The sequence below is a fragment of the Sphingomonas sp. BL-S-25 genome (assembly GCF_055521555.1).
On sequence record NZ_CM145486.1, the window covers coordinates 3148410 to 3162370 of the forward strand.

The following is a 13961-nucleotide window of genomic DNA, read 5'->3' on the forward strand; positions in this document are numbered from 1 at the left end:
CGCCACTACGACGGGGATGATGCATCGGCGGAGGCGGGGGCACCGCGCCCCTGAGTCAGGCGCTCAGGCCAGCTCGTGCATCTTCGCCGGAAGCGGCATCGACACCGTTTCGTCGCTGTCCCGATAGGCCGACCAGCCATTCGGCCCCAGCATTTCCAGCGGGCGATAGCGGGTCTTGTACGCCATCCGCTCGCTGCCCTTCACCCAATAGCCGAGATAGACATAGGGCAGGCGTGCCGCGCTGGCGCGGCGGATATGATCCATGATGATGAAGTTGCCCAGGCCCGGGCGGCTGTCGTCGTCGGCGACGAAATAGCTGTAGATCATCGACAGCCCGTCGGCCTGCTGGTCGGTGATGCAGGCGCCGACCAGGCGGCCGCGCCGGCCGTCGCGCGCGGGCTCGCGATATTCGACGACATAGGAGCTGACCGGCGATTGCTCGACCATGTCGGCATAGTCGCCCTCGTCCATCGCCGCCATGCCGCCGCCGGGATGGCGCGCGCTCAGATAATTGTGGAGCAGCTCATATTGCTCCTCGGTCGCCCAGGGCTTGCACGCGGTCACTTCCAGGTCTGAATGCCGCCGGATCAGCTTGCGCTGGCTGGCGTTCGGCTTGAACTGATCGGCGATGACGCGGACCGACACGCAGGCGGTGCAGCCCGCGCAGCTCGGGCGATAGGCGACCGACTGGCTGCGGCGAAACCCGATCCGGCCCAGCGCGTCGTTGAGCTCGTTCGCATGCGGTCCCGACAGCTCGGTGAAGATCTTCCGTTCCTGCTTTCCCGGAAGATACGGGCAGGGGGACGGGCTGGTCACGAAAAACCGTGGAAAACGGGAAAGTGCAGTCACCGCCGGTTCGCCCTCTTGAACGCGTGACCGTCGGGTCGCGGTCCGTATGGCGCACTATGCGAGCGAAAAAAGATGATGAAAAGGCGATTCACCAACAAAGAAAGTTAACGCTTCATCGGAAGCGAAACGAGCCCGGGCAAAGCGTGCCGTTGCCGCGTGGCGGCGGGATCGCGGATGTGATTGTAGGGCAAGGGATAAGCAGCCGGAATCGCCCCGCGACTCGGCCCGTCGCGCGTGCGATTCGCTTCGTCCGATGTCCGGTGGAACTGGTGCCGCGATGCGCTCACCCGCGCCGCGGCACCAGTATTTATGCCAACTCGGTCTGGCTCACTTCATATTGCGCGCGGCGCAGCGCGGTCATCAGCCGTTCGAGATGCGCGCGGTCGCGGGTCTCGCACTCGATATCGGTGATCAGCCCCTTGGCGGGCAGGGTGGTGAAGATGCGCTGGTGATACACCTCGATGATGTTCACGCCCTGCTCGTGGAAGATCCGCGCGACATGGAACAGCGCGCCGGGCCGGTCCTGCAAGCGGATGCGCAGCCGCGCCAGCCGGCCCGACCGCGCCAGGTCGCGCAGCAGCACGTTCGCCAGCAGGCGCGTGTCGATATTGCCGCCGCACAGCACGATGCCGACCTTCTTGCCACGGAACCGCTCGGGCTCGGACAGCAGAGCGGCCAGGCCGGCGGCGCCGGCGCCCTCGACCACCGTCTTCTCGATCTGCAGCAACAGGCTGACGGCTTCCTCCAGCCGGCGCTCGCCGACCAGCACGATGTCGTCGGTCAGCGCCGCAACGATCTCGCGGGTGATGCCGCCCGGCACCTTGACCGCGATGCCCTCGGCCAGCGTGTCGCCGGCGCAGGGCATCTCGGTCCCGTTGATCTGGTTGTACATCGACGGATACAGCTCGGCCTGCACCCCGATCACCTCGATCGGATGCGCCTGCGCCTTGGCGACGGTCGCCATGCCCGAGATCAGGCCGCCGCCGCCGATCGGCACGACCAAAGCTTCGAGATCGGGCACCGCCTCCAGCATTTCCAGCGCGACCGTGCCCTGGCCGGCGATGATCCGCGGATCGTCGAACGGATGGACGAAGGTCAGGCCCTGTTCGGCCTCCAGCTTGCGGGCATGGGCATAGGCGGCGTCGAACGTCTCGCCTTCCAGGATCACGGTCGCACCGTGGCCCTGGGTCTGGGTCACCTTCACGATCGGCGTGTTCTTCGGCATCACGATCGTCGACGGGATGCCCAGCCGCGTGGCGTGATAGGACAGGCCCTGGGCATGGTTGCCGGCGGATGCGGCGATCACGCCGCTGGTGTTGGCGGGAAGCTGGAGCAGGGTGTTGAGTGCGCCGCGCTCCTTGTACGCGGCGGTGAACTGAAGGTTTTCGAACTTGAGATACACGGTCGCGCCGGTCAGGTCGGACAGCGTCCGGCTGACCAGCGTCGGGGTCGCGACGATCGAATCCCTAATTCGCATCCGCGCCGCCACGACATCGTCGAGGGAGACCGGCAGCGCCGGGGCGGTGGATGCGGTTTGAGTAGCCATAGGGGTGCGCCTTAGGACATCTGGCGCAGCGGGGGAACACGGCTTATGCCCACGCCCATGAAGCTGATCCCCCAGATGCTCGCGGCCGCCGCGATCCTGATCGCGCCCGTCGCCCATGCCGATGGCCTGGTCGACAATGTCAACGGCATCACCCTGGACGAAAAGGGCGAGATCGTCCGGTTCAACGGGATCATGTTCAACCGCGACGGGATCGTCACCGCGCTGCTGACGCCCAAGCAGCGCCGCCCCAAAAAGCCCGAATGGAAGCTCGACATGGGAGGCCGGTTGCTGATGCCCGGGCTGATCGACGGGCACGGCCATGTCATGGGCCTCGGCTTCCAGGCGCTGCAGCTCGACCTGTCGGGCACGCGCAGCCTGGACGAGGCGCTGAAGAAGATCGGCGACTATGCCGCCGCCAATCCGGCCAAGTGGATCATCGGCCGCGGCTGGAACCAGGAACGCTGGGGCCTGGGCCGCTTCCCGACTGCCGCCGATCTCGACCGGGTCGTGTCCGACCGCCCGGTGTGGCTGGAGCGCGTCGACGGCCATGCCGGCTGGGCGAATACCCGCGCGATGACGATGGCGGGCGTGTCCCCATCGTCGAAGGACCCGGTCGGCGGCCGGGTCGAGCGCGATGCCAAGGGCGATCCCACCGGCGTGTTCATCGACGCCGCCAGCGCGCTGATCCAGAAGGCGGTGCCCAATCCGACGCCGCGCGAGCGCAACGCCGCCTTCCTCGCCGCGCAGGAGGCATTGCTGTCGGTCGGCGTCACCGCCACCACCGACATGGGCACCACCGTCGACGACTGGCTGACCTATCGGCGGATGGGCGACCTCAACCTGATGAAGTTTCGCATCATCAGCTATGCCGGCGGCGTCGACACCGCGCTGGCGGTGGCGGGGCAGGGGCCGACCCCCTGGCTGTACAGCGACAAGCTGCGCATGGGCGGGATCAAGCTGTATCTCGACGGCGCGCTGGGCAGCCGCGGCGCCTGGCTCAAGGCCGATTATGCCGATGCCCCGGGCCAGAAGGGCCTGGGCTTCCTGTCCGACGACCAGCTGCTCAACCTGATGAGCCGCGGCACGATGGACAATTTCCAGCTCGCGATCCACGCGATCGGCGACCGCGCCAACAACCAGGCGCTGAACGCGATCGAGGTCGTGGCCGACAGCTACAAGGGTGACGATCGCCGCTGGCGGATCGAACATGCCCAGGTGATCGACCCCGCCGACCTGCCGCGCTTCGGCAAGCTGGGCGTGATCGCCTCGATGCAGCCGACCCACCAGACCTCGGACCGGACGATGGCCGAGGCGCGGCTGGGTCCCGACCGGTTGAAGGGCGCCTATGCCTGGCGCTCGCTGCTCCAGAATGGCGCCAAGCTGTCCTTCGGATCGGACTTCCCGGTCGAGAGCCCCAACCCGTTCGCCGGCTGGGCCGCCGCCTTCACCCGCCTGGATGCCGACATGCAACCCTTTGGCGGCTGGCGTCCCGAAGAGATCGTGACCCGCGAACAGGCCTGGGCCGGGTTCAGCATCTGGGCCGCCTATGCCGGGTTTGCCGAAAAGAAGATCGGACGGCTGGCGCCCGGCATGCGCGCCGACTTCATCATCCTCGACCGCGATCCGCTGCTGGCGTCGCCCAGCGAGTTGCGCGGCACCCGCGTGCTCGAAACCTGGGTGAATGGCGAGCGCGTCTGGATGCCGAAAAAGTAAAACCGATGGCGGGGTGGCGCGGCTTCCGGCTTGCCGGCTCCAACTGGCGCGACCGGCTGGTGGCGTCGTGCGGCGCGTTTCTCGGCATCGGGCTGACGGGCTGGATCTGCTCGTTCGTCGCAGGCGACCCCGCCTCGGTGATCCTGCTCGGCGCACCGATCGGCGCCTCGGCGGTCCTGATCTTCGCCGTGCCCAGCAGCCCGCTGGCGCAGCCCTATGCCGCAATCGTCGGCACGGTCGTCTCGACCCTGGTCGGCGTGTTCGCCGCGCGCACCTTCGGCCACACCGCCTTTGCCGCGGGGCTCGCGGTCGGCGGGTCGATCCTGGCGATGTCGGCACTGCGCTGCCTCCACGCGCCGGGCGGCGGCAGCGCGCTGGTCCCGGTGATTGCAGGACCCGAGGTCCTCGCTCATGGCTATGCCCTCGCGCTGGTACCGTTCGGCCTGAATGCGGTGGTGCTCGTGGTGCTCGGGCTGATCTTCCACCGCGTCTCGGGCCACAGCTACCCCCACCGCGCCCCGCCGCCCGCCAATGTCGGCGTCGACCCCGAGGATATCGACGCAGCGCTCGAACAGCTCGGCGAACCCTTCGACGTCAGCCGAGCCGACCTCCACGCCCTGGTCGCCGCGGCGGAGCGGAATGCTAAACTGAGGCGCGCGCGCAAATAGCTCCTTCTCCCCTTGGGAGAAGAGTGTCGGGTCGGTCATGCCCCCGGCATGACCTGAACAGCGCGGGGCGCTGTTCACCCGACACTGGGCCCGCTCGCGAAGCGAGTGGGAAGGATGAGGGGGAACCTCAAGAAGGAGGGGCTTTGGTCTCCCTCACCCTTCCGCCGGCTACGCCGGCTCCCTCCCTCTCCCAAGGGGGAGAGGGAAAAGAAAAAGGGCCGCGGAAACACCGCGACCCCAAATCTCTCAACCCCCTGAGCCCTCAAGCCACGGCAGCAACCTCGAGCGCTTCCTCATCGTCGCGAAGCACATAGCCGCGGCCCCACACCGTCTCGATATAATTCTCGCCGTCGGTCGCCATGCTCAGCTTCTTGCGCAGCTTGCAGATGAACACGTCGATGATCTTCAGCTCGGGCTCGTCCATCCCGCCATAGAGATGGTTGAGGAACATTTCCTTGGTCAGCGTCGTGCCCTTGCGCAGCGACAGCAGCTCGAGCATCGCATATTCCTTGCCGGTCAGGTGCACGCGCGCGCCATCGACCTCGACCGTCTTGGCGTCCAGATTGACCGCCAGCTTGCCGGTGCGGATCACCGACTGGCTGTGTCCCTTGGACCGGCGGATCACTGCATGGATGCGCGCCACCAGCTCCTCGCGGTGGAACGGCTTGGTGACGTAATCGTCAGCGCCGAATCCGAACGAGCGCACCTTGGTGTCCATCTCGTTGATCCCCGACAGGATCAGCACCGGCGTCGACACGCGCGCCACGCGCAGCTTCTTCAGCACCTCGTAACCATGCATGTCGGGCAGGTTCAGGTCGAGCAGGATGATGTCGTAATCATACAGCTTGCCGAGGTCCAAACCCTCTTCGCCCAGGTCGGTGGTGTAGACATTGAAGCCCTCGGTCGAGAGCATCAGGTCGATCGCCTTCGCCGTGCTCGGCTCGTCCTCGATCAGCAATACGCGCATCGCCAGTCCCCCCCTGCGCCGGGATCGCGCGCCGCGGAAACTGCGGCATGACCCCGACCAACTCCGTTAACCTTATCCCGTCTGCAGGCGAAAAGTTAACAACCTGCTAACCAGCCTTAACGAGTCATCATCATTCGCAACGAGTCCGGGAAAATACCGTAGCGGCCGCGCTCAGCCCGCCTGCGCCGCCGAGGCTCCCCCGCCCGGACCGCAACTGGCGCGCAGCCGCTCGGCGAGATAGTCGATCACCGCCTCCACCCGCGCGGGGCGCAGCGTGCCGGGCGGCGTCACGAGGTGCAGCGCACCGGCGCCGAGCGACCAGTCGTCCAGCACCGATTCGAGCCGGCCCGCGGCCAGGTCGTCGCCGACGATGAAGTCGGGCAGGATCGCGATGCCGAGCCCCGCGCACAGCGCCGGCAGCATCGCGTCGCCGCTGTCAGAGCGCAGCGGTCCGTCGATCCGCACCGCCGCTTCCTCGCCGCCCGCCCGGCGGAACCGCCAGGTGTCGGGATTGCTCGCATGGGTATAGGCGAAGCAGGCATGCGTCGCGAGATCGGCCGGGTGCATCGGCCGGCCATGTTTCTCGAAATAGGACGGCGCGCCGACGACATGAATCGATACCGGCGCCACCCGCCGCGCGCGCAGCGAGCTGTCGGGCAGCTCGGCGATCCGCACCGCCACGTCGATCCCGTCGCCGACAATGTCGATGAACGCGTCCGACAGCGTCAGGTCGATGCGGATATCGGGATACAGCTTCATGAAATCGGCCAGCACCGGCGCCACGATCTTCGCGCCGAAGGTGACCGACGCCGCGATCCGCACCGTGCCTGCCGGCGCCTTGGCTGCGTCCAGCGCGGCTTCCTCCGCCTCGGTACCTTCGCTCAGGATGCGCTGCGCCCGCTCGGCCAGCCCGCGCCCGCTGTCGGTCAGCGTCAATCGCCGCGACGTGCGATGGAACAGCGTGGTGCCCAGCCGTGCCTCCAGCCGGCTGATCGCCTTGGACACGGTCGCCTTCGACACGCCCAGCGCATCCGCCGCGCCACTGAACGACCGGTGCTCGACCACCGATGCGAACACCGCCCAAGCCTCGAAATCGGGAAGTTTCACGCGCGCGTCCTCCTCTTGACCACGCTTTACCAAAGGAAACGATCAGTTTCCAACGTTTCCATTTACGGTGCGATCGCCCTGCCTATCTTGAGAGCCAAGATGCTTACAAGGACACATGCAATGATCGAGAAACGCTCGTTCGAGAGCCTGGGTCATGCCGATCATGGATGGCTCAACGCCCGCCATCATTTCAGTTTCGCCAATTATTATGACCCTGCCCGCATGGGCTGGGGCGCGATCCGGGTGTGGAATGACGACGAGATCGCCGCGAACAGTGGCTTTCCTGCCCATCCGCATCGCGACATGGAGATCATCACCTATGTTCGCACCGGCGCGATCACCCATCAGGATTCGATGGGCAACAAGGGTCGCACCGGTGCCGGCGACGTCCAGGTGATGAGTGCCGGGACCGGCGTCCGCCATGCCGAATATAATCTCGAGCCGGAGACGACGACGCTCTTCCAGATCTGGATCGAGCCGCGCGGTACTGGCGGCCAGCCTAGCTGGGGCGCCAAGCCCTTTCCCAAGGGCGACCGCTCCGGCCGGTTCGTCACGCTCGCCTCGGGCTTTGCCGAGGACCGCGACGCGCTGCCGATCCGGGCCGATGCCCGCGTCCTCGGCGCGACGCTGAAGGCGGGCGAGCGACTGGAGCACAATGTCGGCGAGGGACGTCACGCCTATCTCGTCCCTGCGGTCGGCCGGATCGAGATCGATGGTCAGACGTTCGACGCCCGCGACGGCGCGGCGCTGTCGGGCGGCCAGACCGTGACCATCACCGCGCTCGACGATGCCGAGATCGTCCTCGTCGACTCGCAATAACCCATTTCCTCCCCCGTTTGCGCGGGGGAGGGCCGGGGGAGGGGCTGTCCGACCCTCCCTGTCACCTCCCGGGACAGATCCTCCCCTGAACCTCTTGCCTGAAGAAGGAACATCGCAATGACCAAGGTCCTCGTCCTCTATTATTCCTCCTACGGCCATATCGAGACCATGGCCGAGGCCGTTGCCGAAGGCGCGCGCCAGACCGGCGCCCAGGTCGACATCCTGCGCGTTCCCGAGACGGCGCCCGAAGCCATCGTGAAGGCCGCGCACTTCAAGACCGAGAGCCCGCATGCGGTGATTTCCGGCCCCGAAGTGCTGAAGGAATATGACGCGATCATCGTCGGATCTCCGACCCGCTTCGGCCGGATGAGCAGCCAGATGGCCGCCTTCTTCGACACCGCCGGCGGCCTGTGGGCGACCGGAGCGCTGCACGGCAAGGTGGCGGGCGCGTTCACCTCGACCGCCAGCCAGCATGGCGGCCAGGAGACGACCCTGTTCTCGATCATCACCAACCTGCTGCACTTCGGCCTGACGATCGTCGGCCTCGACTATGGCCATGCCGGCCAGATGGACAACAGCGAGATCGTCGGCGGCGCTCCCTATGGTGCCACCACGGTCGCCGGCGGCGACGGCAGCCGCCAGCCGACCGCGATCGACCTGGACGGCGCCCGCTACCAGGGCCGCCGCATCGCCGAGGTCGCGGCCAAGCTGACCGCGTAACTGAACGCTCGCATCCCCGCTCCCCCCGGGGATGCGACCGGGCCGCCGCTCCTCCCCCCGCTGGAGCGGCGGCCTTCTTCGTTCGGGGCGCGCCGCACCCCCTCCCGCAACCGGGCACGGGGTGCTAGGGGGACGCCATGTTCCAGGACCGTGTGTTGTTCATCGATGGCGAAGCGATCATTCTCGACAAGCCCGCGGGGTTGCCGGTCGATCGCCCGCGCGACGGATCCGAAAGCCTCGAGGACATGCTGGGCCAGCTGACCTTCGGCTTCCAGCGCCTGCCGCTTCCCGTCCACCGGCTCGACCGCGACACCAGCGGCTGCCTGCTGCTCGCCCGCAATCCCAAGGCGCACAAGCGTTTCCAGCAGGCGTTCGAGGCGGGCGCGGTGACGAAACGCTATGTCGCGATCCTCGACGGCGTGCCCGAAGAGGCGAACGGCCTGATCGACATTCCGCTCGCCAAGACGTCGACCGCGGAGGCCGGCTGGCGGATGCGCGGTGATCCCAATGGCAAGGCTGCGCGCACCCGGTGGAAGATCATCGAGACCGGCACCGGCCGCAACGACGGCCGCGCGCTGGTCGCCTTCTACCCCGAAACCGGCCGCACGCATCAGATCCGCGTCCACGCCGCCGAGGGGCTGGGCCTGCCGATCATGGGCGACCCGGTCTATGGCACCGGCGGCCCCGCGGTCATGCTCCACGCCGCCGGCCTGACCATCCCGCGCGAGGGCAAGCCCGACGTCCATGCCGAGGCGCCGCTTCCGGTGCGCTTCCACAATGCCGGCTTCGGCAAGCGTGGCTGACCTCGAAGCCGCGATCGTTGAGGAGAAATTCCTCGCCGCATCCGGCCCCGGCGGACAGAATGTCAACAAGGTCGCAACCGCGGTCCAGCTGCGCGTCGACGTCTTCCGCCTCGGCCTGCCGCCCTATGCCTATCAGCAGCTCAAGGTGCTGGCCGGCAGCAAGCTGACCTCGAACGGCGAACTGGTCATCACCGCCCGCAAGTTCCGCACCCAGGACGCCAACCGCGCCGACGCCCGCGAACGCCTGACCGAACTGATCGCCAAGGCGCATGAACGCCAGGCCCGGCGCGTCAAGACCAAGCCCAGCAAGGCCGCCAAGGCCCGCCGCGTCGACGAGAAAAAGGGCCGCTCGCAGGTAAAGGCGGGCAGGGGCAAGGTCCAGTTCGACTGAGGGGCGTAAGCGGCCACCCCAGACCGACCCACCCTCCGCCCCTCCCTTCCAGGGAGGGGAGCCCGCCGCACCTTGCCTCAACGCAATTCCCCGCCCTGAAAGGGAGGGGTTAGGGGTGGGTCGGCTTCGGCTCCCGCCAGACCCTAAACCCCACATTGCAACCCACAACAAACAGCGGCGGGGGCACTCCAACCCCCGCCGCCATTCCCTCACGCCATCGCTACCTGCTGCGTCGGCGGCAGGCTCTCGCGCAGGCCGCCCAGCAGGCTGACCACCCGGCCGCGCATCGGCTGCCAGAAGGCCGACAGCATCAGCAGCGCCGATCCGATCACCAGCCCGGTCAGCGCCGCGCTCAGCTCCACCGCGCCGGTCAGCTCGAACAGCGCGTACATCGCCCACAGCACATAAACGAGGCTGGAGACGAGCAGCGCGCGGCGATCGACTGCCAGCGCCACGAAGGCGAAGACGACGTACAGCGCCAGCACCACGCCCGCCATCGCCGGGCTGATGTCGCCGTCGAACACGCCCAGCATGTGGAACACCGGATGCGCGATCAGCGGCGCCGCCGCCAGGTGCAGCCAGAAGGCGACGTCCGACCGGCGCGTGCGGCGCTCGCGGTCGGACATGTCCCAGCGCATCGCCACTGCGAACACCGCCAGCCCGGCGACCAGCAGGATCGCGTTCAGCCACTCGTCCGATCCCGGCACGAACGCCATGATCGCGCCGACCGCGACGGCCACCAGCGCGACCGCGCCGACCGCGATGGTGATCGGCACCATGAACCGGCGCCAGTGGATCCAGGTCCCGGCGGCGGTCAGCATCCCGACGACGATGCCGATCGTCCCCACCAGCCGGCTTATCGCCAGCTCGTCGGCAAAATCGATGCCCAGCTTCTCGGCATACCAGGGAAGGTTGCCGCCCAGCAGCCCGCCGAACCCGGCAAACAGTCCGCCGGCAAAGCCGATCAGCATCAGGATGCTGGGCAGGGCCATGCGCCGCTGGCGCGTGAAATACTCGCCCAGCAGCCAGCTGGTGATCGCCACCGCAAAGCCGCCGGCGCTCAGCATCGCGCCGATATCGGCCGGCTCGTTGGCGATCCCGCCCATCACCTTGCCGGCGATGTACGACCCGATGAAGCCAACCGCGACCAGGATCAGCCCGGCGGCGATCGCGACGAAGATGTCGTTGAACCCGGTCAGCAGCCGGAAATGCTCCTCGTCGACCGTTGGCGTCGATCGCACCGCAGCGACATGGTTGCGCAGGGCCTCGGCAGCCTGGGGGGTGAGTGCCCCCGCCGCCACCGCGCCTGCAAGATCGCTTTCGCTATACATGGGTCCTCCTCCTGTGTTGTATTGGAGTATGACACCACCGTATTGCTATGGCAATACACCTGCGGACCGGGGATTGTGTTCAGAGATCGTCAGAGAATGCGCCTGTCGCGCCGGACCGCTCCTCCACCCGACCAACCAACGGCACTATTCTATGGGTGGTCGGGTGGGGGAGCGGGCCGGTGCCGCTTCGAAAATCGCTCTTTCGCGATTCTTTCAAAAAAGCCTTTCAGCCCTGCAGCTTGGCCATGATCGACATGGCCTGTTCGGCGCCCGACTTGGGCACGATCTCGCCAGTCCGGTCGGTGATCTCGGCCCAGTGCGCCGCGATCCCCTCGGGGCTCAGCGCGTCGCCGGCCAGGTGGACGCCCTGGGTCAGCGTGACATAGGCCGCCTGGAACACGCCTGCACCGGCACCCAGGATCGCGTTGGTCGGGGCGTCCTCCGACACCAGGTACAATGCCGCCGGCGCCACCGTCTCGGGCGAGAAGGCCTTGAACGCCTCGGCGGGGAAGATGTCCTCGGTCATGCGCGTGCCCGCAGTCGGGGCCAGCGTGTTGACCTTGATGTTGTTCTTGGCGCCCTCGAGGTACAAAGTCTTGGTCAACCCGGCGAGGCCCAGCTTCGCCGCGCCGTAATTGGCCTGGCCGAAATTGCCGTACAGCCCGGTCGACGACGCGGTCATCAGGATGCGGCCGTAATTCTGCTCGCGCATCGTTTCCCACACCGCCTTGGTGCAGTTGGCCGATCCGATCAGATGGACCTTTACCACAAAGTCGAAATCCTCGGGCGCCATCTTCGCGAAGCTCTTGTCGCGCAGCACTCCGGCATTGTTGATCAGGATGTCGACCCGGCCCCAGCGCGCCTTGGCCTGCTCGACCATCGCGACCATCTGGTCATATTCGGTGACGCTGCCGCCATTGGACAGTGCCTCGCCGCCCGCGGCCTCGATCTCCTCGACCACCTTCAGCGCGGCGTCCGAATGTCCGGTACCGTCGCGCGATCCGCCCAGGTCGTTGACCACGACCTTCGCGCCGCGCTTCGCCAGCTCCAGTGCATAGGCCCGGCCCAGGCCGCCGCCCGCACCGGTCACGATCGCGACGCGACCCTCGAACGAAATAGTCATGGAAAGCGCTCTCCCGTCATCTGTGTCGGAGCGCTTCGTAGAACGGGTATGGAAAAAGGGGAACCGGGTGCATCATGGCCACCCCGGTCCCCTTCCGGTCTGCGGGTGTTCAGCGGCCGCCGCGCTGGCGGCACTGGTCGTACTGGCCCTTCTTGCAGATCGGGTAATTGGCAAGCGGCGCCGGCGGCGGGAACGCCTGGGTCGGCGTCATCGTGCTGGGCACGAACTGGATCTTCGCACCCGCCGGCGGCGGCGAGCTGAACAACGGGGTCGTCGGCGCATAGCCGCCGCGCGGCGTCTCGCTCTGCGCACCGGTCTCCGCCGAGCTGGGGGCCGGCGGCGCGGCCTGATCGGCAGTCTGCGCCATGGCGCTACCCGCGCCGAACGTCATCGCAGCGGCTGTTGCCAGGATGAACAGCTTCATCGAAATCTCCTGTCATACATGGAGCTTGGGAGCTCGGATGCCGCAACGCAGGAGTCTGCGGAAAAGGTCCGGATGCGATGATTACGAGTTGGTAATGGGGACGTAACGCGCAGGGCGACCCGTCAATCTCCTCCCTCGGAGCGCAGCTCCGGGGGAGGGGGACCGCGCCCGAAGGGCGTGGTGGAGGGGGTATTGCGGTGCGCTATCGATCAGGCGCGACGCCCAGCCTCACCGCCCCCTCCACCATGCTACGCATGGTTCCCTTCCCCGCTATGCGAGGGAGGAAACGCGAGTGCCACCGGTCCGCCCCAACCACCCCGTCACGCCGGCTGAAGTGCCGGCATCCACCGGTCGGCACATCCCGGGCGCGAGATTGTGCGACACTCAGCATAACGGGTTGGCGACTGGGGGTCGCACAGTTGGGGAATCGCCGACCGTGCAGCGGCTAACGCGTAAACCAGAATGGTTTGTCGATCCCCAGCGCCCACAATTTCTCGAACTCCGCCCGCTCGATCGGGATTCGATCAACGCCGCCAAATCCTTCGTCCAGCGATTGATCGATGAGAGATGGGCAATGGTCCCCATGGCGTTGTTCGATCTCGATGCTGTTTCGCGTGATCCGGCCATCTGCGTAGAGGTCGACGGATCTCAGCACGGCATCCTGGTCGCGGCTGATCTCGTAGAGAAGCCATTCCGGTTCGCCCTCGGGAACGATCGGATCTGGCCAGCGTGCCCGAAAATACTCGAGAGATCCTGCCTCACGCATTCGCTGGCCCTCGAACTACCCTCAGCCCGCCCTCAATTCCCCGCGTCCAGCGCATACCCCGCCGAGCGCACCGTGCGGATGATGTCCGGCTTGTCGCCCAGGTTGATCGCCTTGCGCAGGCGGCGGATATGGACGTCGACGGTGCGGCTCTCGATGTCGCTGTCATGGCCCCACACCGCGTCGAGCAGCCGCTCGCGCGAGAAGACCCAGCCGGGATGCTCGAGGAAATGCTTCAGCAGGCGGAACTCGGTCGGGCCCAGCGGGACGACCTCGCCGCCGCGGCGGACCTTGTGGCCGACCGTGTCCATCTCGATATCGGCATAGATCAGCGCCTCGCCGGCCAGCGCCGGGCGCACGCGGCGCAGCACCGCGCCGACGCGCGCGACCAGCTCGCGCGGCGAGAAGGGCTTTGTGACATAATCGTCGGCGCCCGTCTCCAGCCCGCGGACCCGGTCTTCCTCTTCGCCGCGCGCGGTCAGCATGATGATCGGCACGTTCGCGGTCTCGGGCATGCGGCGCAGGCGGCGGCACACCTCGATCCCCGAAATCCCCTCGACCATCCAGTCGAGCAGCACGATGTCGGGCGTCGCTTCCTTGGCCAGCAGCAGCGCTTCTTCGCCATCGGGGGTGTGCTTCACGTCGAAATCCTCCCGCTTGAAGTGGAAGGAGACCAGTTCGGCCAGCGCGGCATCGTCCTCGACCAGCAGCATCCGTGCACGTGCCATCGTTCTCGC

The 13961-nt window shown here is 67.1% G+C and carries 15 protein-coding genes; 6 read left to right on the top strand and 9 right to left on the bottom strand.

The genetic code is table 11. The features are described 5' to 3' along the window. Positions 1-63: 63 nt before the first annotated feature. Together ACZ1H8_RS15215 and ACZ1H8_RS15220 are read right to left on the bottom strand one after the other, a co-directional pair. Positions 64-849 carry an arginyltransferase gene (locus tag ACZ1H8_RS15215; RefSeq protein WP_465178023.1) on the bottom strand — a complete coding sequence of 262 codons (786 nt, stop codon included), beginning with the start codon at positions 847-849 and terminating at the stop codon, positions 64-66. Between the two features lie 307 nt (positions 850-1156). Then, complete coding sequence (locus ACZ1H8_RS15220; protein ID WP_465178024.1) at positions 1157-2395, bottom strand: threonine ammonia-lyase; 1239 nt, start codon at positions 2393-2395, stop codon at positions 1157-1159. Between the two features lie 57 nt (positions 2396-2452). Here ACZ1H8_RS15220 and ACZ1H8_RS15225 point away from each other — a divergent pair, with 57 nt between their 5' ends. Both ACZ1H8_RS15225 and ACZ1H8_RS15230 read left to right on the top strand, forming a co-directional pair. Next, positions 2453-4108, top strand: coding sequence for an amidohydrolase (locus ACZ1H8_RS15225; RefSeq protein WP_465178025.1), 1656 nt, complete (start codon positions 2453-2455; stop codon positions 4106-4108). Between the two features lie 5 nt (positions 4109-4113). Continuing rightward, positions 4114-4776: an HPP family protein gene (locus ACZ1H8_RS15230; protein ID WP_465178026.1), complete on the top strand. Its 663-nt coding sequence runs from the start codon at positions 4114-4116 to the stop codon at positions 4774-4776. Between the two features lie 262 nt (positions 4777-5038). Here the strand turns inward: ACZ1H8_RS15230 and ctrA are convergent, their stop codons facing one another. Together ctrA and ACZ1H8_RS15240 are read right to left on the bottom strand one after the other, a co-directional pair. Next, positions 5039-5743, bottom strand: coding sequence for a response regulator transcription factor CtrA (gene ctrA, locus ACZ1H8_RS15235; protein ID WP_465178027.1), 705 nt, complete (start codon positions 5741-5743; stop codon positions 5039-5041). 171 nt (positions 5744-5914) lie between these two features. Then, on the bottom strand, positions 5915-6850 hold the full coding sequence (locus ACZ1H8_RS15240) for a LysR family transcriptional regulator (RefSeq protein WP_110149367.1): 936 nt from the start codon (positions 6848-6850) through the stop codon (positions 5915-5917). Positions 6851-6970: 120 nt separating this feature from the next. Here ACZ1H8_RS15240 and ACZ1H8_RS15245 point away from each other — a divergent pair, with 120 nt between their 5' ends. The 4 genes from ACZ1H8_RS15245 to arfB all read left to right on the top strand — a co-directional run bounded on the left by ACZ1H8_RS15245 (position 6971) and on the right by arfB (position 9583). Next, positions 6971-7669, top strand: coding sequence for a pirin family protein (locus tag ACZ1H8_RS15245; RefSeq protein ID WP_465178029.1), 699 nt, complete (start codon positions 6971-6973; stop codon positions 7667-7669). Between the two features lie 117 nt (positions 7670-7786). Further along, the gene (gene wrbA, locus ACZ1H8_RS15250; protein WP_465178030.1) at positions 7787-8389 is read left to right on the top strand and encodes an NAD(P)H:quinone oxidoreductase; all 603 of its coding nucleotides are present in this window, start codon (positions 7787-7789) and stop codon (positions 8387-8389) included. A 137-nt stretch (positions 8390-8526) separates the two neighbouring features. After that, positions 8527-9192 carry an RluA family pseudouridine synthase gene (locus ACZ1H8_RS15255; protein WP_465178031.1) on the top strand — a complete coding sequence of 222 codons (666 nt, stop codon included), beginning with the start codon at positions 8527-8529 and terminating at the stop codon, positions 9190-9192. After that, complete coding sequence (gene arfB, locus ACZ1H8_RS15260; RefSeq protein ID WP_181401775.1) at positions 9167-9583, top strand: alternative ribosome rescue aminoacyl-tRNA hydrolase ArfB; 417 nt, start codon at positions 9167-9169, stop codon at positions 9581-9583. The genes ACZ1H8_RS15255 and arfB overlap by 26 nt, the downstream gene beginning before the upstream one ends. Positions 9584-9792: 209 nt before the next feature. Here arfB and ACZ1H8_RS15265 read toward each other — a convergent pair whose 3' ends face one another. From ACZ1H8_RS15265 to phoB, 5 genes are all read right to left on the bottom strand, one after another. Beyond that, on the bottom strand, positions 9793-10914 hold the full coding sequence (locus tag ACZ1H8_RS15265) for a hypothetical protein (RefSeq protein ID WP_465178032.1): 1122 nt from the start codon (positions 10912-10914) through the stop codon (positions 9793-9795). 226 nt (positions 10915-11140) lie between these two features. After that, complete coding sequence (locus ACZ1H8_RS15270; protein WP_465178033.1) at positions 11141-12037, bottom strand: SDR family NAD(P)-dependent oxidoreductase; 897 nt, start codon at positions 12035-12037, stop codon at positions 11141-11143. A gap of 109 nt (positions 12038-12146) precedes the next feature. Next, complete coding sequence (locus ACZ1H8_RS15275) at positions 12147-12461, bottom strand: hypothetical protein (protein WP_465178034.1); 315 nt, start codon at positions 12459-12461, stop codon at positions 12147-12149. Between the two features lie 445 nt (positions 12462-12906). Beyond that, positions 12907-13227: a hypothetical protein gene (locus tag ACZ1H8_RS15280; protein WP_465178035.1), complete on the bottom strand. Its 321-nt coding sequence runs from the start codon at positions 13225-13227 to the stop codon at positions 12907-12909. 32 nt (positions 13228-13259) lie between these two features. After that, positions 13260-13952 (bottom strand): phosphate regulon transcriptional regulator PhoB, encoded by a 693-nt coding sequence (gene phoB / locus ACZ1H8_RS15285; protein ID WP_465178036.1) that lies wholly within the window; start codon positions 13950-13952, stop codon positions 13260-13262. Between the last annotated feature and the right edge of the window lie 9 nt (positions 13953-13961).

Coding starts and splice junctions, on each gene's coding strand:
- ACZ1H8_RS15220 (WP_465178024.1), bottom strand. CDS start 2,395: ATGGCTACTCAAACCGCATCCACCGCCCCGGCGCTGCCGGTCTCCCTC.
- ACZ1H8_RS15225 (WP_465178025.1), top strand. CDS start 2,453: ATGAAGCTGATCCCCCAGATGCTCGCGGCCGCCGCGATCCTGATCGCG.
- ACZ1H8_RS15230 (WP_465178026.1), top strand. CDS start 4,114: ATGGCGGGGTGGCGCGGCTTCCGGCTTGCCGGCTCCAACTGGCGCGAC.
- ctrA (WP_465178027.1), bottom strand. CDS start 5,743: ATGCGCGTATTGCTGATCGAGGACGAGCCGAGCACGGCGAAGGCGATC.
- ACZ1H8_RS15245 (WP_465178029.1), top strand. CDS start 6,971: ATGATCGAGAAACGCTCGTTCGAGAGCCTGGGTCATGCCGATCATGGA.
- wrbA (WP_465178030.1), top strand. CDS start 7,787: ATGACCAAGGTCCTCGTCCTCTATTATTCCTCCTACGGCCATATCGAG.
- ACZ1H8_RS15255 (WP_465178031.1), top strand. CDS start 8,527: ATGTTCCAGGACCGTGTGTTGTTCATCGATGGCGAAGCGATCATTCTC.
- arfB (WP_181401775.1), top strand. CDS start 9,167: ATGCCGGCTTCGGCAAGCGTGGCTGACCTCGAAGCCGCGATCGTTGAG.
- ACZ1H8_RS15265 (WP_465178032.1), bottom strand. CDS start 10,914: ATGTATAGCGAAAGCGATCTTGCAGGCGCGGTGGCGGCGGGGGCACTC.
- ACZ1H8_RS15270 (WP_465178033.1), bottom strand. CDS start 12,037: ATGACTATTTCGTTCGAGGGTCGCGTCGCGATCGTGACCGGTGCGGGC.
- ACZ1H8_RS15275 (WP_465178034.1), bottom strand. CDS start 12,461: ATGAAGCTGTTCATCCTGGCAACAGCCGCTGCGATGACGTTCGGCGCG.
- ACZ1H8_RS15280 (WP_465178035.1), bottom strand. CDS start 13,227: ATGCGTGAGGCAGGATCTCTCGAGTATTTTCGGGCACGCTGGCCAGAT.
- phoB (WP_465178036.1), bottom strand. CDS start 13,952: ATGGCACGTGCACGGATGCTGCTGGTCGAGGACGATGCCGCGCTGGCC.